The organism is Chryseobacterium tongliaonense, assembly GCF_041224435.1.
GTDB lineage: Bacteria > Bacteroidota > Bacteroidia > Flavobacteriales > Weeksellaceae > Chryseobacterium > Chryseobacterium tongliaoense.
Genome location: NZ_JBGFFD010000001.1, coordinates 752670 through 776622 on the forward strand (window position 1 = coordinate 752670; position 23953 = coordinate 776622).

A 23953-nucleotide genomic window follows, 5' to 3' on the forward strand; every position below is an offset into this window, starting at 1 on the left:
AAACCATGGAAACATTAGAAAAGAGAAGATCCATTATTGATCATATATTTGAGGATCTTGGCAATTTAAAAAAAGAGGACTTAATGGCAATTGCTAATTTTAGTGCATCATTATCAAAAATTATTTCTAAAGATAAACAAACTGATGAGGATGCTCTTTATTTATTAAAGTTCTTTAAGCAAGAAGATCCTATACCTGCGGACGAAGGACAAGCAGCAATTAATCTATATAATGAGCAAAAATTTGGATATCTACAGAAAAGGTTTAAAATACTCCCAGATTTGGTTGACTTTTTATTACAAGAAAAGAATGATAAAATTGATATTTTTTTAGTAGAACGTAAACGAGAAGATGATATACCATGTTTAGATATTGCTTATAAAAATAGTGCCAATGGAGAATATTACTACGTGGATAATGTAAGAGGGGGAGTTATTATGACTGATTTTACGAATGCACAAAATACTTTTGAAAACAACTGTAAAAAGAAGTTAGATATAGGACAAAATCCTAATAAATATACCTGCCCAACAAAAATAATGATAGATAAATCTCATTTTGTTGAATTTAAAAAATTCGAAGTTGGAAAAAGTAATCCAAAAATACATTTAACTACAGGGATTAATTTGGACAAAACTCAAAATGATTTTTTTAAAAGAGTGACTTTGGTTATGAATTTTGGACAAGAGAAAGATGGGATACATCATCCTGATATGAATTATTATTTTGATACTTATCATCTTTGCCCACCAGGAACATGCTAATAATATGATACAAGATTTTTTATATTATTTTTTATTAATAATTTGTCTTACTGTTTCATTTTATAATGGAAGAGCAAGGCAAAATTATTTTTGGTTATATTTTCTAATGGTACTGTTTTATGAAATATTGTTTCATTATAGATTAATTGATGTTAAAATTTATGCGACATCTCCAATAATATACTCTTTGTTTTTTATAAATGTTTATCTCAAAGAATTTTGTAATAAAAAATATTGGATTAGACTTCTATCTAATGGTATAATAATTATTTTGGGAATATATTTATATCCAAATGAAGAAGCCTATTCAATTAACCTAGGTATTATGATGGCTTTTACATTTATATTATGTGGTTTAGCTTGGTTATTTTATGAGTTTCAAAATAGCAGTCAAATTCATATAATAACTAAGCAATTCTTTTGGGTAACCATATCATTGTTACTTTGGGCTATTTTTTTTCTATTTAGATTAGTTCCGATGTATTTATTTGAAAAAACTGATGATGAGTTTCTTGGTAACCTCAATAAGATATTTCAGTTTGCAACAATAATATCATATATAATATTTTTAAAAGGGCTTTTATGTAAGATATGAAAACGTTACCTGAAGAAATAAAGCAAACATATATTATGGCTATGATTGTGATGGTATTTTTTGTGGCCTTCATCATTTTCGTTGTATTAATGTACAACAGAAAACAGCTCCTCTACCTCAAAGAAAAGCAGCTCAAAGAAGCAGAATATCAAAACCAGCTTCTCCAAAAAGAGCTTGAAAAACAAAAATCCATAGAGAAAGAAAGAGAGCGTATTTCACATGATATGCACGATGATCTCGGAGCCGGAATTTCTGCACTCAAACTTCAGGCAGAATTTTTAAAGCAGAAAGCAGAAGATGATGACCTTCAGAATGATATTGATGAACTGCTAAAAACTTCCGAAGAAATGAATCTCTCCATGCGGGAAATGCTCTGGAGCTTAAATTCAGGAAATGATACCCTGGGAAGTTTTATAGATTATGCGATCCTATACACTGAGAACTTTTTAAAAAGAACGAAAATAAAGCCCTGGTTTGAAAGCATAGATATTATATCAGACACTCCAATTTCTACAGAGCTAAGACGGAATATGTTTCTGTGCCTGAAAGAGGCTGTCAATAATACCTATAAACACAGTCAGGCTAATACACTGAAGCTTTCATTTTCTCAGAAAGGAAATCTGTTTTTAATGGAAATTACAGATGATGGAATTGGTATTGACAAAGAAAAGCCCGCAGGAAATGGCCTCAGAAATATGAACCGGAGAATGGAGGAATTAGGCGGTGGATGTGAGACATTATCTTCTGAAAAAGGTACCCATATTATTTTCAGAAAGATCCTGTAAATCAGTAAAAGCAATATATAAAACAGCATCATTTTAATGGTTTGTTTGAGAATCACCCGTTTGTGTAATTGACAGGAAACCGCTTTATCATCAACTTTGGTATAGAAAAACTAATAACCATTTTAAAATTTATTAATCATTAAATAACTATACCATGAACACAGAAGAATCAATCAAAAAACTGACAGAAGAATTTGACGCGGAGCTAAAACAGCTTACCAACGAAATTTCCAAAGAAGTCTCTTCTATCGGTGAAGACAGCGAAGTCCTTCAGGATAACAAAACCCTGTTTAAAATTAAGAATGGTAATTATCAGTACAATTTTGAATGGAAAAAAGTCATCTTCAATGTTCCGATACCACAGTTTACGATGAAAAGCCAGAAATGGTCTTTCGATATTCCTGAAGTAACGATGAAGCTTAAAGAAATATGCTTCGACTGGCCTAAAACCAAAATGACAGATAAAAAAGTGGGTGAAAAACCGGAAGTAACGTGTGGCTGGAAAATGAAAAAGATAGGCTTTATCAAAACAAAAGTATGGCAGTGTACTACAAAAATGACCCCGATTATTATTTCTGTCCCGGAAGTAACGATGGAAACCAAATGCATGTCGACCAAAATTCCGGAAGTAGTAATGAAAACAAAGGAAATTATCATAAATATTCCTGAAGTAACGGTGGAAATGAAAGAAGTTTCATTCAATACTTTAATCATAACGAGCATTGATTATGCAGAATCAGAAGAAAATATTGAAAACAGCAACGAAAAAATTACTCAGATTCAACAGAAAATTAATGAATTGACTCTTGGCTATGAAGGGAAAATGAAATATTTGCAGATCAGCCTTGTCAATGAACAGTTTGATAAAGCACAAACCGAAATCCTGGGAAGCATTGATGCCGACAAAAAAAATCTGGAAAAAGCAATTGAAGATTCCAAGAATACAATCAGTGAACTAAAAAATAATGGTGCTGCAGAACAGCTGAAAATCGAAGAAGATAAACTGAATAAATTGATTGCAGACCTGAATAAAATACTTTCTCCTTTCGAGCAGGTACTCAAAGAGCTTAATGAGCAAAGACGGATAGCACTCGAAAACATTGAAATGGCAGAAGCAGAAGTATAACCATTAAATCAGTTGCCATGAAAGAAGAAATTTATATCATAATGGCCATCATCGTTCTGTGTGGAATAATAGGTGGCGTCGGAAGTTCATTAAAAGAAATGAGAGAAAACGGCGGCAGGTTCCTGCTTAGAAATATTATGTTTGGGATTTTGGCTTCAATCACTGTGCCTCTTTTCCTGAATCTGGTTTCCAGTGATATTCTGAAAATAATTTTAGATCCGAAGAAAAAAGATGAAGTTGATGACCTTAATTATTTCATTTTTGCAGGATTTTGTATTGTTGCCGCCTACTCTTCAATACAGTATCTTAATATCATTTCAAGCAGAGTGGTCCAGAATTTAAAGGAAGACTATGCTGCCCTGAAAGTGGAAAGTAAAAAAATGAAAGAAGAAGTGGAACGTATTAATGATGTTCAGAAAACTACTTTAGTCTATGATGAAACCATAGAATTGAATAAATTGGAAAAGTCTGCAATTATTAAAGATGATGAAACGCAGGAAGTTATGAAGGAAATTTATAACCCCGAAAAAAAATTCACCCCGGTTGAAAAAATACTGAATAATGTAACCTCTATCGAAAACGAAAAGATTGAAAAAAAGATAGAGGAGCTGAAAGGAAAAAATATTCTTAAAGAGATCCAGTTTGGTGACGGAACGAGAGCTGTTGCCTTATCAGAAGGAGTGGAAGATTTTATGGTAAACGGAAAATAAACTCTGAATATATTTCTCAATTCTCCAAATTGTAAAAAGTTTGGAGAATTTTCATTCTGAAATTTCCAAATTATCATCACATCAAAATTAACTTAAATTTAACTCAGGATAAACGTATAAATTGGCTCTGTAGTGCTTCCAAAAGTTAAAAATTCATTAAATTTGTCTAAACTATAAAAAAAGAACAATGAGTTACATTTCTTACATAGAAGCGAGACAAATTTTGGATTCAAGAGGGAATCCTACAGTTGAAGTAGATGTATTCACGGAGAGTGGTGCGATGGGTCGTGCTGCGGTACCTTCCGGAGCATCTACAGGAGAACATGAAGCAGTAGAATTACGTGACGGTGGTTCGGAATATATGGGGAAAGGCGTTCTTAAAGCTGTTGAGAATGTAAGAGAAGTGATTGCACCAGAATTGGTGGGTCTTCCCGTATTTGATCAGAACCTTTTAGATCAGATCATGATCGATCTTGACGGAAGCAACAACAAAGGAAATCTTGGCGCAAATGCCATTCTTGGGGTTTCATTGGCAGCAGCAAAAGCAGCAGCAAATGAATTGAAAATGCCTTTATACAAATATGTTGGTGGGGTGAATGCCAACACACTTCCGGTTCCTATGATGAACGTAATCAACGGTGGTTCTCACTCAGATGCACCTATCGCGTTTCAGGAATTTATGATTATGCCGGTAAAAGCAGATTCTTTCTCTCATGCATTAAGAAAAGGAACTGAAATTTTTCATAATTTAAAATCTATTCTTCATTCAAGAGGTTTGTCTACAGCAGTAGGAGATGAAGGAGGTTTTGCTCCTACTTTCAAAGGAACGGAAGATGCATTGGATACATTGCTTCAGGCGATTGAAAAAGCTGGTTACAAGCCGGGTGACGATATTATGTTGGCATTAGACTGTGCCGCTTCGGAATTCTATAAAGACGGAGTTTACGATTATAGAAAATTCCAGACTCCGGATTCTGCACAATTCACGAGCAGTGAGCAGGTTTCTTACCTTGCAGAACTGGCCGCTAAATATCCTATTATCTCTATCGAAGACGGGATGCAGGAAAACGATTGGGAAGGATGGAAAATGCTGACAGACAAAATCGGTGACAGAGTACAATTGGTAGGTGACGATTTATTCGTAACCAATGTTGAAAGACTGGCAAGAGGAGTGAAAGAAGGAATTGCCAATTCAATCCTGGTAAAAGTAAACCAGATCGGCTCACTTTCTGAAACAATGGCTGCAGTACAAATGGCACAGCACAACAAATTTACATCAGTAATGTCTCACAGATCAGGAGAAACAGAAGACTCCACAATTGCTGATCTTGCAGTAGCAATGAATTGCGGACAGATCAAAACAGGTTCTGCTTCAAGATCAGACAGAATGGCGAAATACAACCAGCTGTTGAGAATCGAAGAAGCTCTTGGTGAGACTGCAATTTTCCCAGGATTAGAAGCATTTAAAATTAAAAGATAATTGAATTTATAAATAACGACAAGCGATAATTTTTTGCTTGCGTATTTTGTAATAAGTAGTATATTTAGAAAAAAAATAAATAATGTCAGACAACAAAGTAATATTGAATTACGATGGTAATTCATATGAATATCCTATCGTGGACAGTACTATCGGAGACAGAGGGATAGATATTTCAAAACTAAGAGACCAGACAGGTTTAATCACGTTAGATTTAGGTTACAAAAACACAGGAGCTACCATTAGCGACATCACTTACTTAGACGGAGATAAAGGAGAATTGTTCTACAGAGGTTATCCAATCGAGCAGATTGCTGAAAAATCTAACTTCACTGAAGTAATGTATCTTTTATTACATGGAGAATTACCTACTCAGGATCAGTTTACATCATTCGACAGCAACATTAAAAAATATAACTTCATCGCAGACGAAATGAAAAAAATCATTGATGTTTTTCCTCGTTCTGCTCACCCTATGGGAGTTTTATCTTCTTTAACTTCTGCTTTGACAGCTTTCAACCCGAAAGCAGTTAACGTAAACTCTAAAGAAGAAATGGATCATGCAGCAGAGCTGATGATCGCTAAGTTCTCTCACCTTTGTGCATGGACTTACAGAAAAACTCAGGGCTTACCATTAAATCACGGTGATAACAACCTGAACTACGTAGAAAACTTCTACAAAATGGCATTCAGATTACCAAATGCTGATTTCGAAATCGATCCGGTAGTTGTAAATGCTTTAGATAAATTATTAATCCTTCACGCAGATCACGAACAAAACTGTTCTACTTCTACAGTAAGAATGGTAGGTTCTGCTCACACAGGTCTTTTCGCTTCTATTTCTGCAGGGGTATCTGCACTTTGGGGACCACTTCACGGTGGTGCTAACCAGGCTGTAATCGAAATGCTTGAATTGATCGAAAAAGATGGGGGTGATGTATCTAAATATGTTGCTAAAGCTAAAGATAAAGCAGATAACTTCCGTCTAATGGGATTCGGCCACAGAGTTTACAAAAACTTCGACCCAAGAGCAAAAATTATCAAGAAAGCTGCTGACGATATCCTTACAGCATTAGGTATTCAGGATAAAGCTCTTGACATTGCAATGCAGTTGGAAAGAGTAGCGCTTGAAGATGAGTATTTCGTAGAAAGAAAATTATATCCGAACGTAGATTTCTACTCAGGAATCATTTACAGAGCGTTAGGAATTCCTACAGAAATGTTTACGGTAATGTTTGCATTAGGAAGACTTCCTGGATGGATTTCTCAATGGAAAGAAATGAGATTAAAAGGAGATCCGATCGGAAGACCAAGACAGGTTTACCAAGGAGCTCAGGAAAGAAACTATATCGATATTGCTAACAGATAATATTGATTTCAGATACAAAAAATCCCAAAGTGAAAACTTTGGGATTTTTTTGTGGTTGATATTTAATGGTGATCATTAAAGCTGAAATCGAAATATTTTAATCTGAAAATATACAGATCAGAAATAATGATTTCTTTTTTAATATTTTATAAAAATTTTGGAAAATCGAATGTAATAATTTGATTAAATTTACCTTGTAAAAAATTAATACACAATGACTTTCGGGGAACAGATGTTATTTTTCTTTAGTGCAGTCGGTGCCTTTAACGGGCTTCTGTTGGGAATATATTTGTTATTCATTAAGAAGGCCAGATATCTTCCGGATTTTTTCCTTGGGTTACTTTTGCTGATGCTCAGTCTCAGAGTAGGAATTTCTGTGTGCATTTATTTTTATCCCGATTGGCCGGACATCATTCCTCATTTAGGATTGTCGGCGTTGTTTTTTACGGGGCCTGCCTTGTATTATTATATAAAATCATCATTTTTGCCGGAGCAGTTTAATATTAAAAACTGCAGGAATACTTTTGGAATTCTCACTGCCATTCTTGGTGTTGCGGGTCTGTTATATATGGTTTATCCCAATACGGGAGAACGGTACTTCGGAACTTTTATTTATACGGAATGGACGGTTTTTGTCTTCCTTTCGGTGTATCAGTATTATCTATTGTCCGGGAAATATCAAAAGAATCCCAACCAGTTTATTCTCCCTGTTTTATTGAGCAATGTAATTATTTTTCTTACCTACCAGCTGATATCTACAGGCTGGGTTCAGATATATTGTGCAGGAGGAAGCCTTGTATTTTCATTTGTTTTATATGCTAATTTTCTGATCTTATTCAATCATAAATCTCAGGCGGCAGCGATAAAAGAGGCGAACAAATATTCCAACAAGAAAATATCCGATGAAAAGGCAGACAGCTTTGTCTCTAAATTGGAAAGGCTCATGGAAAGCGAAGAACTGTATAAAAATCCAAACCTGAAATTATCTGATCTGGCCACAAAAATGAATATCTCCGCCCATCAGCTTTCCCAGTTGCTGAATGATAACCTAGGGAAAAGTTTTTCCACTTACATTAATGAATACAGGATTGAGGAAGCCTGTGAAAAAATTGAAAACGGAACCTATCTGAAGATTGAAGAAATAGGTTATGAAGTAGGATTCAATTCCAAATCTACTTTTTTCTCGACATTTAAGAAAATAAAAAATACTACGCCGTTGTTATATAAACAGTCGCAAACCTCTTCCCAGCCGATATTGGAGAGTTTTAATTTATAATTCAGTACTTCGGAATTTAAACTTCAAAACCCCATTTCCGTCCTTCTCCGGTACTTTTGATTTCATAAAATATAAACTTTATGAAGATCAGATTCTGGGGCACATTTACCTTCATTGTATTATCTTTTTTTGTAAATGCTCAGCAAACTTTAAATGGGAAAGTTATAGACACGGAAACCGGAAAAGGAATTTATCAGGCGGAAATTTCTGTATTTAAAACATCTGACAGCTTACTTCTGCAAAGAAAATATTCGGATTCATCAGGAATATTTCAATTGGAGACTGTAGCTGCTGACTCTTATATTTTTATCCGTAAAGTAAATTATGAGTCTCAGAAATTACCTAATGCCGATCAGAATTTACTGATTGAGCTAAAGCCTTCAATAAAAACCATTTCTGAAATTGTCCTGCAGGCTTCCCCCAAGAATTTGAAATTAAATGATGGGAATCTGGTGATGAGTGTGGCCAATAATAAAGATTTTAAAGGCTCTGCAAATATTCTTGAAGTTCTCAGAAAAACTCCGGGAGTTACGGTAGATCAGGAAGACGGGATTTTTGTAGGCGGAAGAATCAGCCCTGCGATTTTTATTAACGGAAAACAAATATTGATGAGCAGCCAGGAGCTTCAGGCTTATTTAAGATCTCTGTCACCGGAAATGGTTGAATCCATTGAAGTCAACTCCAATCCTTCTTCAAAATTTGATGCTGAATTCAAAGGGATTATTGATATCAGGCTGAAAAAGAACAATATTCTCGGATGGAGAGGAAGTTATATGGGAAATGTTTCTGTCAATCGGTTTAACTACCGGGAAAATACGCTCAATCTTTCTTATAATACCTCAAAAATAGCCTATCAGATTCAATTGGGCTATAATGACGGAATTTCTACCTATCGTTATAATGCCTTACAATATTTAGCCAATACGAATGTAATGAGAACCAATACCTATCAGAAAGATGAAGGAAAGGTTTATAATCTTCAGGCAGGAATTGATTACCGGCTGAATGATAAAAGCAGGTTCGGGCTAAGTCTTAGAGGGAATTTCAGAGAAAACGACCGGATGCGTCTGGGATCTTTACATACAGTCAACAAAGATCAGACCCAGCTTGTCTTTAATACACAAAGTGAAAACCCTACTGATTACAACCAAAGTAATTACGGAATCACGGCTGATTATTCATTTCAGTATAAAAATTTTAGGTTAAATGCCTTGGGAAATTACCTCTCGGTTGAAAATAAGCAGAAAGATGATTTTATCAATAAAGATGTGCCTTCTTCACAGCTTTTATCCTACTGGAAATCTGATTTAACCAATGCGATCCATATTTATGCAGGCCAGATTGATGCCGTTCAGAAAATAGGAAATGCGAATTTTGAAGCCGGAATTAAATTGAGCAGCTCAAATACCGGTAATAACATCAGATATGATACTTTATCGGTGAATAATCAATTTGTTTTTGATCCGGGAAGGAGCAATGTATTTAAATACAGGGAGAAGGTGTTGGCCGGATATATCGCGTACAGTCAGAAGATCAACAAATTTCAGATTAATGCAGGTTTAAGATTTGAAAATACACAAAGCATATCCAATGCCGTGACGGTAGATTCTGTGGTATCCAGGAATTATCTTAAATGGCTTCCGTCTTTCAGTATCAATTATACAATGAATCAATCAAATGAATTTTCAGTTTCGTACAGCAGGAAAATTACCAGGCCTGCCTTTTCACAGCTTAATCCCTTCAGGTTTTATTTCAGCCCGCTCAATTACTGGATCGGAAATCCATACCTGCAGCCCTCTTTTACCAATCAGATTAAAGCTACGTATCGTTATAAAAACTGGATAACAAGTTTTACGATCGGAAAAGAAACGGATGTAATGGTACGTTACCCCTTGTATAACCCCCAGACTAATGTTCTTGAATATCTGGGAACTAATCTGCCTTATCGTAAATTTGCAGCCTTAGAGACAAGTTTTCCTGTTAAAATTTCAAAATGGTGGAATATAACCGGCCAGCTGACAGGTTATTACAATGATGAATACAGACCTTATCTGGATGAGGTTTTTGCTCTGAAAATATATAATTATGAAGTGAGGCTGACTCAGGTTTTTTCACTGCCGTTCGGGATTACAGCTAATCTTTATACCAATTATGAATCAAGGACGGGAAACAGTTTGTACATCATAAAACCACGATATACCGTTGACGTTTCCCTGCAAAAAGCATGGTTTGATAATACATTAAATACAAAAATCAGCTACAGTAATATCTTTGATTCTTATGATCAGCGATTGGAATTCAGGCATAAACAGATCATGGATAACCGTTTTACCCATTGGTGGGACAGCAGGAGATTACTACTGTCGGTAAATTACAATTTCGGAAATTCAAAATACCAGGCAAAAGAAATACGGAAGTCAGAAGAAGAAAACAGAACGCGATAATTTGAAAGTTGGTGGTTTAAAATTTAGAGTTTAAGGTTGAGTTCCAAAATCCAAGATTTAAAATTTCAGAATTCTACAACCCTAAACTCTAAGTTTTAGCTGTTAAGGACATTGGCATCTGTCACAAGTGTACAAAGTACATACCCCTGTTTCATAATCCCATTCACAGCAGCGTCTTGATGCAGGTGGAGCACCGCCTAAAATTGATTTTTGTTGATCTCGTCCTAGTTTTTGCGCATTTTTTAGCGCCGGATTTTTCTTGTTCATGATTTTGATTTTTTGGTGTTAATAATTTAGTTTTTAATTTCCATTGAAATTATATCACTAAGATATGAATATTTTTCTTCTCATGGATATGATTTTTAATTCGAATGTAGATGGTAAACAGTAAGTTGTAGATTTTTTAACTGAATGATGAATGTTTTGAATGTATTAATGGGTATTGTATTTAAAAAGATTTTCTAAGATGAAGATAATTCACGGCATAAAACAAATTCAAAAGTTTTCCAGATAGAGACCTTTACTTATATTTGTATAATGCATAAATCTTTATGAAACTAAATATTAAAAACGAAACAGGAAGGTTAAAATCAGTTGTTCTCGGCCAGCCTAATTCAATGGGACCGGTTCCCACTCTCGAGGAAAGCTATGATGCCAAGTCCTATTATTCAATAGAACACAATATGTATCCTAAAGAAGAGGATATTATCAATGAAATGAATGCTTTTGAAGCAGTATTGAATAAATATGATGTAGAGGTTTTGCGCCCGAGTATTATCAAAGACTACAATCAGGTTTTTGCAAGAGATGTGGCTTTTGTTATTGATGATAAAATGATTATCTCAAATGTGATCGCAGACAGAGCCGATGAGCAGGAAGCCTATAAAAAGGTATTTGAAAAAGTAGCCTGGAGAAAAATTATCAATCTCCCGGAAACTGCCCATATCGAAGGTGGAGATGTTATCGTCTGGGATGATTTCCTTTTCATCGGAACATGCTTCAGCGAAGACTACAGAAATTATAAAACAGCCAGAACCAACGAATACGCTATCGAAATTCTGAAAGAATATTTTCCTAAAAAAAGAATTATTGACCTGGAGCTGAAGAAAAATGATAAAATTCCTTTTGAAGGGATTCTGCATTTGGATTGTACCTTCAACCCGATCGGAAAAGATAAATGTATTATCTACAAAAACGGTTTTGTAGATGAAAGTGATTACCGTTTGATCATTGATATTTTCGGGGAAGAAAACTGCTTCCATGTAACAGACGAAGAAATGTTTGAAATGTTCCCGAATATCTTCTCCATATCTCCTGAAATCATAGTTTCAGACAAATCATTCACAAGAATGAACAATCATTTCAGAAGTGAGTGGGGAATGACCGTAGAAGAAATTCCTTACCGTGAGATTTCTAAAATGGGCGGTTTATTAAGATGTTCTACAATGCCTTTAGTACGCGAGTAGAAGTGTTGATAAGAGAATTTTTAATCTTTAAATCAAAAAAATGCAAACAACAGATACCGTTTTAATGATAGAGCCGATTGCTTTCGGTTACAATGCGGAAACCGCAAAAAATAATTACTTTCAGGTTGAACAGAAAGGTTCAGATATTCAGTCTAAAGCATTGGCTGAATTCAACACCTTTGTTGGAAAACTGAGAAGCAAAGGAATTAATGTGATTACCATTAAAGATACATTAGATCCTCACACTCCGGATTCTATTTTTCCGAATAACTGGGTAAGCTTCCATAAAGACGGGAAGGTGGTTTTATATCCGATGTTCGCCTCAAACAGAAGAGTGGAAAGAAGAGAAGACATTATTGAAACGATCAAAAACCAGGGATTTGACGTCGCCGAAATTGATGACTGGTCTTTGTCTGAAATACAGGGACATTTTCTGGAAGGAACAGGAAGTATGATCTTTGACCATGATCATAAAATTGCTTATGGTTCAGTTTCTTTAAGGCTTGATGAGCAGCTGTTCAGGGATTTCTGCGCAAAATATGGCTTTGAACCGGTTGTTTTCCATTCTTTTCAGACGGTAGGATCAGAAAGGCTTCCGATTTATCATACCAACGTTATGATGTGTGTGGCGGATAAGTTTGTGGTGATCTGTTTAGACTGTATCGATGATGAACTGGAAAGAAGCAAGGTAATTGAAACCATTAAAAATTCTGGAAAAGAAATTATCGAAATTTCCGAAGAGCAAATGCAGCAGTTTGCCGGCAATATGCTTCAGGTACAGAATAAAGAAGGTGAAAAATTCCTGATCATGAGCGAAACAGCTTATCAATCTTTAACTCAGGAGCAAATTTCAAATATTGAAAAATACTGCGAAATCATTTATTCCGACCTTAATACGATTGAAGTAAATGGAGGAGGAAGCGCACGTTGTATGCTGGCTGAGGTTTTCCTGCCTAGAAAATAAATAGTAAACTATTATCAGGATGAAATATAAATGCTTATGAAATCGAAAATCATGCTATTGATGGCGTTATTGCCATTCTGTTTTAACGCCCAGCAAAAAACATTTTGCAACCCTATCAACATCGACTATGGGTATACGCCGTTCAAAACTTTTTCAAAACAGGGAAAACACCGAGCTACGGCAGATCCGGTGATCGTTAATTTTAAAAACAAACTCTTTCTCTTTTCAACCAATCAGGAAGGATACTGGTATAGCGACGATATGCTGGACTGGAAATTTGTAAAAAGAAAATTCCTCAGAGACAACAAATATCAGCATGACCTGAATGCGCCGGCAGTCTGGGCAATGAAGGATACGTTGTATGTTTTCGGTTCTACCTGGGAACAGGATTTCCCAATCTGGAAAAGTACAAATCCTACCAAAGACGACTGGAAAATTGCAGTGGATACTTTGAAAGTAGGAGCTTGGGATCCGGCTTTCCATTACGATGAAGACAAAAATAAACTCTACCTGTATTGGGGATCCAGCAATGAATGGCCTCTTTTGGGAACTGAAGTTAAAGTGAAAACACTTCAGTCTGAAGGTTTTGTAAAGCCGATCATCAAATTAAAACCGGAAGACCACGGTTGGGAAAGATTCGGGGAATATAATGATAATGTCTTCCTTCAGCCGTTTGTAGAAGGAGCGTGGATGACCAAGCATAACGGGAAATATTATATGCAGTACGGAGCTCCCGCAACGGAATTCAGTGGATATTCCGATGGCGTATATGTAAGCAATAATCCGCTGGAAGGCTTCGAATATCAGCAGCATAATCCGTTTTCCTATAAACCCGGAGGCTTTGCAAGAGGAGCCGGACATGGGGCAACCTTTGAAGATAATTACAAAAACTGGTGGCATATTTCAACGATTTTTATTTCCACAAAAAATAATTTTGAAAGAAGGCTGGGAATCTGGCCTGCAGGCTTTGATAAAGATGATGTGATGTACTGCAACACGGCGTATGGAGATTATCCTACTTATCTTCCACAATATGCCCAGGGAAAGGATTTCTCAAAAGGTCTTTTTGCAGGATGGATGTTACTGAACTATAATAAGCCGGTTCAGGTTTCATCCACTTTAGGAGGATATCATTCGAATTACGCTGTAGATGAAGATATTAAAACCTATTGGAGTGCTAAGACCGGAAATTCAGGAGAATGGTTTCAAACAGATCTGGGAGAAGTTTCCACCATCAATGCTATTCAGATCAACTATGCGGATCAGGATGTAGAATTCTTAGGGAAAACTTTAGGAAAAATGCATCAGTATAAAATCTACGGTTCAAATGACGGCAAAAAATGGACTGTCATTGTAGATAAAAGTAAAAATACCAAAGATGTTCCACATGATTATGTAGAACTTGAAAAACCGGCAAAAGCAAGATTCCTGAAAATGGAAAACCTGAAAATGCCGACAGGAAAATTTGCACTGAGCGGTTTCAGGGTATTCGGAAAAGGAGAAGGGGTGAAGCCTACGAAAGTTCAGAACTTTGTTCCGCTGAGAGCCGATCCTAAAAAATATGGGGAAAGAAGAAGTATCTGGATGAAATGGCAGCAAAACCAGGATGCCGACGGTTATGTCATCTATTGGGGCAAATCTCCGGATAAAATGTATGGAAACATGATGGTGTATGGTAAAAACGAATATTTCTTTACCGGAGCTGACAGAACAGACGCCTATTACTTTCAGATTGAAGCTTTTAATGCCAACGGAATCTCGGAACGAACAGAAATTGTAAAATCAGAATAATATTTTAAAACGCTTTGAAATTTTCAGAGCGTTTTATTTTATTCCAAAAATAGAAAAACCCACCACAAAATGCAGTGAGTTTTACATAAAAAATGATTAAATATGAAGAAATGATAAATGTTATTTTGTTCTGTTTTTGATGTCGTCTGAGGCTGCTTCGATATCTCTTATTTTTTTCACCTTCTGATTCCCGAAGTTATACGTAATGCTTAGTGTCATGCCTCTTCTGTATTGGTCGTTTCTCACGAAGTTATAGTTTCCGCTGGCCTGATAATCTTCAATTTCTATGATATTCGTTCTTAAAACATCATTGACATTAAGGGCAAATGTCCAGTCATTCCAGTTTTTCTTGATGCTCAGGTCTAAGCTCATCAGGTTTTTCAGCATCCCAAGTTCGATCTGTTGCTTGTCTACATAGAAATAATTAATTCCCAAAAACCATGTTTTCTTTTTATCCAGTCTGATGGTATTGTTGGTCTGAATGATTAAGCTTGTAGATTTTGTATTGTTGACATAAGTATCAAATACTTGTCCTGTCGTAGGATCGGTATTCAAAGTTCCGTCATTAATGTTGTGCTGAACTCCGATATTGAAATTGGTTGTCAGGTATTGTTTGAAAAATGACTTCTGAACTCCAACCATTGCAGACATTTCCTGTTTCGTTCCAAAATTGGTTCTGATGTATGCCAGCTGCTGATATTCAACATTGTTTTCTACGATCTTTCTCTGTAAAGGAACCTGTGTGATCACATCTTTAAATAATGAATGGTTCAATATCAGGAAGTAAGAATTCTTGTACATATAGGTCAGTTCCTGGTTATAAGTTGAAGATGCCTTTACAAACGGGTTGTTTTGCGTATAATTAAATTCCGTAATGATATTTCTTACAGGATTCAGCTCCCAGAAACTAGGCCTTCTCATTCTGCTTGAAAATGAATAGGAAATATTATTCTTATCATTGATCGCATAATTGAAGCTCAGATAAGGTAAAAGATTATTATAATTTCGCACTATTTTCTGATGCTGCATATCCGGATTTGTATTTTGTGGGTTATCAGTGGTCCCGATACTGTTTGTAATTTCATATCTTGTTCCGATTTTTCCGGAGAATTTATCAGAGAATTTCTTTTCAAGAGTCAAATAAGCTCCATAAATATTTTCATCATAGATAAAATGGTTAAAATCAGGTTTCAATTCTGTCTGATTGCCATCTTCATCATAAGAATATGTGTAGTTTTTAGAATCGTTATCTGTTTTGGTTTTGTTAAAATTCCCCCCTGCGGAGAATGTAAGATCCTTTTTAAATTTTTGGATGTAATCTGCTGTTCCTGAAAAATTATTAATGATCTGCGGAATATCCTGGATGATTTTTTTTCCATGTTGTGAAAAATCTCCAAGCAGTCCCGGAACTAAAGTATTATTATCGGAATACTGAAAACGCTTGTAATTAAGATACGCTGCATTTACATTTAACTTGCTTCCTAAAGAATCTAATTTAAGTTCATAATTTAAATTCAGTGAATTGTTGTAGCTGCGTGAATCTTCCCTGTTTTTTGAACGGGTAAAATCAGTGGAAATCAAATTTCCATCATTATCATATTTGGTTAGAGTATTCAATAAATCAATCGTCGAATTATAACTTTTGTTGGCTGAGGTGTTCCATGATAAAGCCAGATTACTCTTTTCAGTTAGCTGGTAATCGGCATTTATATACCCACCGATGTATTTGTTGGGATCGTCAATATCTCCCACGGATTCGTTTTTTACCATATTTGTACCGTTTCTCAGAATATAAGATTGTGGCTGAATATTTTCTCCACCATTAAGATTGGCACTTATCCCTAATTTTCCTTTTCTGTAGTTGGCCGAAAAACTGGCAGAGCTTGAGTTGTATTTATTCTGTGCATTGGCCATTCTCATATTACCGTTCAGGCCGTCGCTCATTTTTTTCTTTAATACGATATTGATGATTCCGTCTGAAGATTCCACCTGATACTCACTTCCGGGAACGGTGATCACTTCAATTTTCTGGATGTTTTCTGCAGGAGTGTTTTTCAGGAATTGTGTCAGAGATTCTGCATCCATATTGGTTTTTCTGCCGTTAATGTAGATCAGCGCATTGTTCTTTCCTGCAATTTTTAACGTTTTATCATCAGTAGTAGATAACAGCGGAGTTTGTTTTAAAAGATCAAAAGTGGTATTTCCTTTTGCAACAGGCGAAGCTGCCACATCATAAACAAAACGGTCACTTTGCTTTTTGAAGACCTGCTTGGTAAGTGTTATGCCTTCAATGCTTTTGGTTTTTACCGTATCAGATTTTGGTTTTTCCTGGGCAAAAGCGCAGGTTCCGGATAAGACAGCGGTGAGTAATAGTATATTTTTCATGTTTATTTTTATTTAAAAGTGAGAGTGATTAAATTTGAAGTAGACTTATTAAGTCCTTGATTTTATAGCATCATTAGCTGATTTCATTTCTCTGGTTTTTTTCAGTTTTTGATTACCGAAATTATAGGTAACCCCAACGCTTATGATTCTCGGATAACCGAACTCCGTAATATTATTATAGCTTCCGTCCGGTTGAACGCCTTTGATTTTAGTATAATTCTGATTAAAAATATCATAGGCTTCAGCCAGGAAAGTCCAGTTGCCCATTATTTTTTTCACACTCAGGTCAAAGCTTTGTCTTACTCCCATTTCCCCGCTTTCGATGGCATTTTTCCCGGCAAAGAAATAATTAACTCCAAGGAACCAGTCTTTTTTAGAAGAAAGACGAATGGTATTATTGATCTGGGTGAAGAAATTAAAGTTTTTAACATCAATAACATAAGGTGAAAGAACTTCTACCTGTCCCGGAACCGGAACCGAAGTAGGATCTTCAGTTACCGTACCCGAATAGATTGCATATCCTAAATTCACAGAATAATTGGTTGTCCAGATCTCTTTAAACCAGGTCTTGTTCATTCCAAGCGTTAAACCCAATTGCTTGTTGTTGCCATAATTGGTTCTGATATATCTCAGAAACTTGGTATCTCCGTTAATCGTTCCCTGTAGCGGTAACTGATTTGAAGCGTCATCCACATAATTGAAAGAAAGATTCGCATAGAATGCATTCTTAAACATATAGCTGATTTCCTGATTGTAAAATTTAGAAGCTAATATAAACGGGTTGTTCTGAGTATAATTGGTAGGCGTAAAATACGTTCTTGACGGATTAAGTTCCCAGAATCTCGGTCTTCTCACCCTGCTTGAAAAAGTATAGCTGATACTGTTATTTTCATTAATGGTATAATTAAGATTAAGATAAGGAAGCAGGTTGTTATAATCCCTGTCAAAACCGGTTTTTCCTATAATATCACCGGTGCTTTTAGTCATCTCAAAACGGGTTCCTATTTTTCCGGATAGCTTTTCGCTCAATTTTCTTTCATAAGTAAGATAGGCAGCCAGAATATTTTCTTTATAAATAAAATGGTTGGTTTGGTTAGGATCATTCACAAAACTTCCGTCTTTCAAAACGTCCTGTCTGGTGTCATTATCCGTATTGGTGTGGTTGTAGCTTATTCCCATAAGCCATGTATTTCCTTTAGCTGTTTTTTTAAGATAATCTATATTGGCCGCGTAATTATTGATGATCTGTGGAACCGATTGTTGGAAAGCTCCGTATTCATCTGAATTGCTGATAGGGAAAGTCTGGTTTAAACTTACTTTGTCCCTGTTGAACCATAAGTAAGAAACATTGGACGTCAGTTTACTTCCTAAAGTATCCGTTTTTATTTCATAATTCAGGTTAAAAGAATGGTTTCTGGTCTGGGCATCTTCATGATTTACCGTTCTGTTACGTAAAACTCCGTTCTCAAGATTGGTCACATCTAAAATTGAGTTGAAGCTTTTATTGTATCTCATATTATAAGTGAAACCTAAGCTGTGTTTTTTATTGATCTCATAATCGATATTTACACTTCCGCCGTATGTTTTGTTTGGGTCGTCATTAGATCCGAAAGATTCGTTTTTGAAAGTATTATCTCCATTGGAAAGGTTATATCTTTCTCTTTCTCTCCAGCTTCCCATATTGAAGCTTGTATTCACAGACCATTTATTCTGTTTGAAATTAAAAGTGGCACCTCCGCCCGGATTGCTGTAATAGCTCATCTCATTCTGCGCTTTCAGTGTTCCGTTATACCCATTGTTTTTACTCTTTTTCATTACAATATTGATCACCCCGTCATTTGATTCTACCTGAAATTCACTTCCCGGAACCGTAATTACCTCAATTTTCTGGATGTCTTCAGACGGTGTGCTTTTAAGCATAGCCAGTAAAGCTTCCGAATCCATATTGGTTTTCTTCCCGTTGATGTAGATCACCACTTCAGATTTTCCCATTATTTTCAATGTTTTTCCATCAATACTGGAGATCATGGGAGTTTGCTGTAAAAGGCTGAAAGTATTGGTTCCTTTTGCAATAGGAGAAGAAGCTACATCATAGATAAAGCGGTCACTTTGTTTTTTGAAAACCTGTTTCTTCAAATTGATCCCTTCTAAAGTTTTTGTTTTTAGCGTATCAGATTTTTGCTGGGAATAGATAAATCCGCTGAAAAATAGGGCTGCGATGAGAATGGGCGTTTTCATATTATTATTTTTAGAGTGTTAATAGCTTGTATTTGTTATTATTTAACATTGCAAAGATATATAATAATTTAAGTATCTTGCAATACAAAGTACTTAAAATGTTTTAATTAAAATTCTAACTCATTGATTTTAAGTCGTTAAAATTTACTGATTAAAATTTAATCACTTTGATTTTATATACAATAAGACAACCCTGACAGTAATTTTGTTACATGTCAGGCTTAAAAAATGGAAAAAATTAATAAGATTGACGATTTTATCTCATATCAACTTGCCACCAAAAGATAGTTTTGTGGTGTGAAAAGTTCAGACTGATGAAAAAAATTGAAGAAATCTTTATTTACTCCCTGTCGAAACGGGCAAGTTTTTTATCTACCCAGATCGTAGCGAAAGGAAAAAATGCAGACAATAAAGCAAATACAAAATCTTCATCGTCCCATTTGAAGATTTTTCTTACCGGAATGCAAAGCAAAAGATAGCCGGTAAAAAATAAGCCGTGAATATTTCCGATGATAATAATGAAAATAGTAGGAAGTAAGCCTCCGTCATCATATCTTTTCCAGATCATGGCAACACCATAAAGCAAAAAACATGAAATGGCTTCTGCCACACACATCTGCTTAAACCATTTAATGATTTTTTCCTGGGAATATTTTGAGAAAAATTTTTCTATGAAATTCATTCTGATTTTGAATTGAAAATTAACAGTTGACGAGGATATTTTCTAACCTCTAATTTCTAATCTCTAACTTCTATAATCTATTTATAAAAATTACTGCCGTCCAGATAATCAAAAACTTCGGGCGGAAGCATTGGCCTTACATTTTTCCCTTCTTTGATCATATTACGGATTTCTGTGGCGGAAAGCTCAATTACCGGAGCTTTTATTAATGAAATATTTTCATGCTGAAGATATTCGGAATCTTTTTTCTCACCATCGAAAACCCTAGGGTAAATAATGATATGATGGTTTTTAATCAATATCTCCGAGTTTTTCCATTTATGTAAGCCGGCCAGGTTATCTTCACCCATAATTAAACTGAAAGAATAATCAGGGTGTTTTTCATGAAGATAGGTCAGGGTATCAATCGTATAACTTGGCTGAGGTAAAGAAAATTCAACATTGGAAGCCCGCATATTCGGATAATTTTTTACGGCAAGCTGCACCATATCCAGTCTGTTGTGATCTTTCAGTAATGTCTTTTTTTCTTTAAAAGGATTCTGAGGGCTCACCACAAACCACAATTCATCCATATCGGAATTTTCCAGAATATAATTGGCCAAAATAAGATGTCCGATGTGAATAGGATTAAATGAACCGAAAAATAAACCGATTTTTTTCATTTGATCGTTGGAATTAGGGTTTAGGGATTAGAGCTTAGGGTTTAGGTTCGGTTTGTAATTTAGAAATTAAGGCATTAAGCATTTTTGAAATTTCCAATGATTTCTCATTCAATTTTTCAAATTCCTCAGGATTTAAGTAATTCAGGTTTTTAGAAATAAGTAATTGAGTTTCCAGTTCTGCACAACTACCTCTTGCTATTTTTAGAAATTGAAGATAATCTGTGTGAGATCTTCTTGAGTGACTTTCAACAATATTTGAAGGAATTGAAATTGAAGAACGCCGGATTTGATTGGTCAGACAACAAACTTCTTCTTTTGGGAATTTTTTGGTACAGGCATAGATTTCTGTAATAAGATCCACAGATTTTTGCCAAACAATTAATTCCTTATAATTTCCCATATTCTGTAAGTCCTAATCCCTAAATCCTAATCCCTGAATTTTACATCCTTAATATTCAGATAATGGGTTACATTTCCTTTCCAGTGATTCTCTTCCAAGGTGAAGGCAAGGTCAAAATTTTTATTTTTAAAATCTTCAGAAAACTGTCCAAGCTTAAAGCCGACACATTCAATATTTCTGCCGGTAGATTCCTGCCTGATGTAAAACTTAAGGTGATTGTTATCTTTTCCCATTGTTTTTACATAGCCGGAAAGTCTCTGATTCTTTAAAACCAGAATAGGCTTCATATTGTGAGGCCCGAAAGGAGCCAGTTTTCTGTGGAAATTGATAAATTCTCTGTTGATTTCATCAATCTCTATATCTGAATCTATGGTAACTGAAGGTTCTCTCTGATGCTCTTTAAGTTTCTCTGAAACAACTCTTTCAAATTTTTCTTTAAAAGCTTCAAACTTATCCTTTTCCATGGAAAGTCCTGCAGCAGCATGATGACCTCCGAATTTCAGGAAATATTCCGAGCAGAGATCCAAAGCTTCGTGTACGTCAAAATCAGACACGGATCTTGCTGAAGCTACCATTTCTCCATTGTTCCCGTCAGTAAAGACAAGAGTTGGTTTATAATAGGTTTCAATTAACCTTGAAGCAACAATTCCTATTACCCCTTTATTCCATTCGGGATGGTAAACAATTGTAGTATGCTTGGTTTCCTGTTGAGATTCTATAATTTGATTCAGTGCGGAAAGGGTGGAATTCATATCCAGCTCGCGCCTTTCATCATTGAGATTCATAATATCACTTACGATCTGATGAGCGTGTTTCAGGTTATCGGAAACCATAAGCTCAACAGCCGCTTTTCCCTGCGAAATTCTTCCTGCAGCATTAATTTTCGGAGCAATTTCAAAAACAATATTTGAAATTTCAAAATGAGACAGCTTGTCTTCGGGAATTAATAATCTTAGACCTAAATTACGGGTTTTTCTAAGGGTTTTTAATCCCATTTTTGCCAGAACACGGTTTTCTCCTGTCATTGATACAATATCTGCAGCAATAGAAATCGCAAGAAGATCGGTTAATTCAAATAATTCGGCCTCAGGCAGTTTGTAAATTGTATTTAATCCCTGACAAAGCTTAAAGCCGACTCCACATCCGGAAAGCTCCTTGAAAGGGTATCTGCAGTCATTTCTTTTAGGATCGAGAACAGCGGCAGCGTTCGGAATTTCTTCTCCCGGCAAGTGGTGGTCACAGATGATAAAATCAATGCCCAGGCTTTCTGCGTAGCTGATCATATCGATGGCTTTAATTCCGCAGTCTAATGCAATGATTAATGAAAAGCCATTTTGTTTTGCAAAATCAATTCCCTCCGTTGAAATTCCATAACCTTCGGAATTTCGGTCCGGTATATAATAATCCAGGTATTTTTTCTCAACAATCTTACTGAGGTACAGATACATCAGAGCAACCGCTGTAGTTCCGTCTACATCGTAATCGCCGTAAACTAATATTTTTTCTCCGTTTTCAATAGCAGTGGCAATTCGCTCTACAGCTTTCTGCATATCGGCCATTAAAAACGGATTGTGTATGTCGGTAAGGTTTGGCTTGAAAAACTCCCGGGCCTTTTGATAATTATCAATTCCTCTGAGAACGAGAAGTTTAGATTCAAAAGTTCCAAAACCAAGTGACGAACTCAATCTGTCCACAATTTCCTCATCGGGTTCAGGCTTATAAATCCATTTTTGACTCATTTCACAAAAATAGGGAAAATATATTTTAAAAAGTAATGGTTGAGCATGAATATGAAAATATAATCTGCATATAAAAAATTGAAATTTTTCGAAGTTAGACAGAGATGAATTGTTGTAAATGATAAAAAAATAAAAGGCTTAAAATAAGATTATGAAAAATTAATATTCTTCCATTCAGATAAGTGATTTTAGTTTCAAATAATGTTTTAAAAAAGTGAATAAGTCTTCATCTGTTCAGGTGCTTTTATTTGTAATTAACTTTGTGGTCTAACTCTATCGGGTTATTATTTTTGATCATATTGTCTTGTATTTTTTTAGTCAGCTCTCTCTCATTGACGGGCTTATATCCGCCAATTCCATCGTCAGTTACCACTTTTTTTCCTCCAAGAGCAACCATACTCATTGGAGAATTAAAGTAATCTAGTAACAAATTATTGTATTGCTGCCAGGATATTTCCTTTCCTCCTTCTATTTCAAATAAGTAATTATTTTTGTTTTTTCTTACTTGTGCTAGCTTAAAATCAAAATCAGAAGTTTTATCTTTAATTTCGATGATCAACCCCGGAAGCCCATGAAATAAATATGGACCTTCCGACACAGGAACATCCTTAGTGAACCAAGCCGTCCAATGTCGCCCTCCATACTCAACTTCCGCCTTCTGGCAATTATATTCACCAACTTTTGCCATTTCAGGACTAATTTTCCAATCCAGTTCTTTAAAATCACTTATAAAAAAACGATCCCGACTTAGCGGTGACACATAGACTTTATTTATTTTTGCCTCTTTTATATTTTTTGTTAAATAAAGCTCATATTGTGAGTTGGCATTATAGCCCATCCCGAATTTACCGATTGATAGAAGTGAATCTGATCTCCTTCGCATTTCTGTTCGAAAGACTGACTTTCCATCTACAATGTCCAACATATAATCCTGTGTACGGATTTCTTTATCAAATGGTTTATATGTCAGTTCATACGATAAAGTTAGATTCTGAGAAGATACAGTACCTAATGAAAATAGAAAGGCTATTAAATTATATTTTAACTTCATTGTATGTGGATTGATTAACCTAATTT

At 35.4% G+C, this 23953-nt stretch carries 19 protein-coding genes; 12 read left to right on the forward strand and 7 right to left on the reverse strand.

The annotated features are described in order from the left end of the window. The first annotated feature begins 5 nt into the window (after positions 1-5). The 12 genes from AB8P06_RS03590 to AB8P06_RS03645 all read left to right on the forward strand — a co-directional run bounded on the left by AB8P06_RS03590 (position 6) and on the right by AB8P06_RS03645 (position 14770). A complete protein-coding gene (locus AB8P06_RS03590) occupies positions 6-764 on the forward strand; it encodes a hypothetical protein (RefSeq protein ID WP_369837948.1) in 759 nt (252 codons plus the stop codon). 4 nt (positions 765-768) lie between these two features. Next, complete coding sequence (locus tag AB8P06_RS03595) at positions 769-1359, forward strand: hypothetical protein (protein WP_369837951.1); 591 nt, start codon at positions 769-771, stop codon at positions 1357-1359. Continuing rightward, positions 1356-2144 (forward strand): sensor histidine kinase, encoded by a 789-nt coding sequence (locus tag AB8P06_RS03600; protein WP_369837954.1) that lies wholly within the window; start codon positions 1356-1358, stop codon positions 2142-2144. The genes AB8P06_RS03595 and AB8P06_RS03600 overlap by 4 nt, the downstream gene beginning before the upstream one ends. Before the next feature lie 154 nt (positions 2145-2298). Beyond that, complete coding sequence (locus AB8P06_RS03605) at positions 2299-3270, forward strand: hypothetical protein (protein WP_369837957.1); 972 nt, start codon at positions 2299-2301, stop codon at positions 3268-3270. Between the two features lie 17 nt (positions 3271-3287). After that, positions 3288-3980: a YEATS-associated helix-containing protein gene (locus tag AB8P06_RS03610; protein ID WP_369837959.1), complete on the forward strand. Its 693-nt coding sequence runs from the start codon at positions 3288-3290 to the stop codon at positions 3978-3980. Between the two features lie 187 nt (positions 3981-4167). Further along, positions 4168-5460, forward strand: a complete 1293-nt coding sequence (gene eno, locus AB8P06_RS03615; RefSeq protein ID WP_369837962.1) for a phosphopyruvate hydratase — start codon at positions 4168-4170, stop codon at positions 5458-5460. An 82-nt stretch (positions 5461-5542) separates the two neighbouring features. Beyond that, the gene (locus AB8P06_RS03620; protein WP_369837965.1) at positions 5543-6829 is read left to right on the forward strand and encodes a citrate synthase; all 1287 of its coding nucleotides are present in this window, start codon (positions 5543-5545) and stop codon (positions 6827-6829) included. Between the two features lie 214 nt (positions 6830-7043). Beyond that, complete coding sequence (locus AB8P06_RS03625; protein ID WP_369837968.1) at positions 7044-8105, forward strand: helix-turn-helix domain-containing protein; 1062 nt, start codon at positions 7044-7046, stop codon at positions 8103-8105. An 80-nt stretch (positions 8106-8185) separates the two neighbouring features. Then, a complete protein-coding gene (locus tag AB8P06_RS03630) occupies positions 8186-10549 on the forward strand; it encodes a TonB-dependent receptor domain-containing protein (RefSeq protein WP_369837971.1) in 2364 nt (787 codons plus the stop codon). 551 nt (positions 10550-11100) lie between these two features. Beyond that, entirely contained in the window at positions 11101-12015 is a 915-nt protein-coding gene (locus tag AB8P06_RS03635; protein WP_369837974.1) for a dimethylarginine dimethylaminohydrolase family protein, read from the forward strand. Positions 12016-12055: 40 nt separating this feature from the next. Continuing rightward, positions 12056-12979 carry a citrulline utilization hydrolase CtlX gene (gene ctlX / locus AB8P06_RS03640; protein ID WP_369837977.1) on the forward strand — a complete coding sequence of 308 codons (924 nt, stop codon included), beginning with the start codon at positions 12056-12058 and terminating at the stop codon, positions 12977-12979. 36 nt (positions 12980-13015) lie between these two features. Further along, the gene (locus AB8P06_RS03645) at positions 13016-14770 is read left to right on the forward strand and encodes a discoidin domain-containing protein (RefSeq protein WP_369837980.1); all 1755 of its coding nucleotides are present in this window, start codon (positions 13016-13018) and stop codon (positions 14768-14770) included. A gap of 120 nt (positions 14771-14890) precedes the next feature. Here AB8P06_RS03645 and AB8P06_RS03650 read toward each other — a convergent pair whose 3' ends face one another. The 7 genes from AB8P06_RS03650 to AB8P06_RS03680 all read right to left on the reverse strand — a co-directional run bounded on the left by AB8P06_RS03650 (position 14891) and on the right by AB8P06_RS03680 (position 23927). Continuing rightward, a complete protein-coding gene (locus AB8P06_RS03650; protein WP_369837983.1) occupies positions 14891-17155 on the reverse strand; it encodes a TonB-dependent receptor domain-containing protein in 2265 nt (754 codons plus the stop codon). A 48-nt stretch (positions 17156-17203) separates the two neighbouring features. Next, positions 17204-19393: a TonB-dependent receptor domain-containing protein gene (locus AB8P06_RS03655; protein ID WP_369837986.1), complete on the reverse strand. Its 2190-nt coding sequence runs from the start codon at positions 19391-19393 to the stop codon at positions 17204-17206. Positions 19394-19733: 340 nt separating this feature from the next. Next, the gene (locus tag AB8P06_RS03660) at positions 19734-20075 is read right to left on the reverse strand and encodes a DUF3817 domain-containing protein (RefSeq protein ID WP_369837989.1); all 342 of its coding nucleotides are present in this window, start codon (positions 20073-20075) and stop codon (positions 19734-19736) included. 77 nt (positions 20076-20152) lie between these two features. Next, entirely contained in the window at positions 20153-20737 is a 585-nt protein-coding gene (nadD, locus tag AB8P06_RS03665; RefSeq protein ID WP_369837992.1) for a nicotinate (nicotinamide) nucleotide adenylyltransferase, read from the reverse strand. Between the two features lie 34 nt (positions 20738-20771). Then, entirely contained in the window at positions 20772-21137 is a 366-nt protein-coding gene (locus AB8P06_RS03670) for a four helix bundle protein (protein WP_369837995.1), read from the reverse strand. A gap of 26 nt (positions 21138-21163) precedes the next feature. Continuing rightward, on the reverse strand, positions 21164-22876 hold the full coding sequence (recJ, locus tag AB8P06_RS03675; protein ID WP_369837998.1) for a single-stranded-DNA-specific exonuclease RecJ: 1713 nt from the start codon (positions 22874-22876) through the stop codon (positions 21164-21166). A 244-nt stretch (positions 22877-23120) separates the two neighbouring features. Next, complete coding sequence (locus AB8P06_RS03680) at positions 23121-23927, reverse strand: GLPGLI family protein (protein WP_369838001.1); 807 nt, start codon at positions 23925-23927, stop codon at positions 23121-23123. Positions 23928-23953: the final 26 nt, after the last annotated feature.

What these genes read in the sequence shown, in the direction of transcription:
- AB8P06_RS03660 (WP_369837989.1), bottom strand. Translation starts at nt 20,075, where the DNA reads ATGAATTTCATAGAAAAATTTTTCTCAAAATATTCCCAGGAAAAAATC.
- AB8P06_RS03620 (WP_369837965.1), top strand. Translation starts at nt 5,543, where the DNA reads ATGTCAGACAACAAAGTAATATTGAATTACGATGGTAATTCATATGAA.
- AB8P06_RS03600 (WP_369837954.1), top strand. Translation starts at nt 1,356, where the DNA reads ATGAAAACGTTACCTGAAGAAATAAAGCAAACATATATTATGGCTATG.
- AB8P06_RS03630 (WP_369837971.1), top strand. Translation starts at nt 8,186, where the DNA reads ATGAAGATCAGATTCTGGGGCACATTTACCTTCATTGTATTATCTTTT.
- recJ (WP_369837998.1), bottom strand. Translation starts at nt 22,876, where the DNA reads ATGAGTCAAAAATGGATTTATAAGCCTGAACCCGATGAGGAAATTGTG.
- AB8P06_RS03605 (WP_369837957.1), top strand. Translation starts at nt 2,299, where the DNA reads ATGAACACAGAAGAATCAATCAAAAAACTGACAGAAGAATTTGACGCG.
- AB8P06_RS03680 (WP_369838001.1), bottom strand. Translation starts at nt 23,927, where the DNA reads ATGAAGTTAAAATATAATTTAATAGCCTTTCTATTTTCATTAGGTACT.
- AB8P06_RS03650 (WP_369837983.1), bottom strand. Translation starts at nt 17,155, where the DNA reads ATGAAAAATATACTATTACTCACCGCTGTCTTATCCGGAACCTGCGCT.
- ctlX (WP_369837977.1), top strand. Translation starts at nt 12,056, where the DNA reads ATGCAAACAACAGATACCGTTTTAATGATAGAGCCGATTGCTTTCGGT.
- nadD (WP_369837992.1), bottom strand. Translation starts at nt 20,737, where the DNA reads ATGAAAAAAATCGGTTTATTTTTCGGTTCATTTAATCCTATTCACATC.
- AB8P06_RS03610 (WP_369837959.1), top strand. Translation starts at nt 3,288, where the DNA reads ATGAAAGAAGAAATTTATATCATAATGGCCATCATCGTTCTGTGTGGA.
- AB8P06_RS03655 (WP_369837986.1), bottom strand. Translation starts at nt 19,393, where the DNA reads ATGAAAACGCCCATTCTCATCGCAGCCCTATTTTTCAGCGGATTTATC.
- AB8P06_RS03595 (WP_369837951.1), top strand. Translation starts at nt 769, where the DNA reads ATGATACAAGATTTTTTATATTATTTTTTATTAATAATTTGTCTTACT.
- AB8P06_RS03645 (WP_369837980.1), top strand. Translation starts at nt 13,016, where the DNA reads ATGAAATCGAAAATCATGCTATTGATGGCGTTATTGCCATTCTGTTTT.
- AB8P06_RS03625 (WP_369837968.1), top strand. Translation starts at nt 7,044, where the DNA reads ATGACTTTCGGGGAACAGATGTTATTTTTCTTTAGTGCAGTCGGTGCC.
- eno (WP_369837962.1), top strand. Translation starts at nt 4,168, where the DNA reads ATGAGTTACATTTCTTACATAGAAGCGAGACAAATTTTGGATTCAAGA.
- AB8P06_RS03670 (WP_369837995.1), bottom strand. Translation starts at nt 21,137, where the DNA reads ATGGGAAATTATAAGGAATTAATTGTTTGGCAAAAATCTGTGGATCTT.
- AB8P06_RS03590 (WP_369837948.1), top strand. Translation starts at nt 6, where the DNA reads ATGGAAACATTAGAAAAGAGAAGATCCATTATTGATCATATATTTGAG.
- AB8P06_RS03635 (WP_369837974.1), top strand. Translation starts at nt 11,101, where the DNA reads ATGAAACTAAATATTAAAAACGAAACAGGAAGGTTAAAATCAGTTGTT.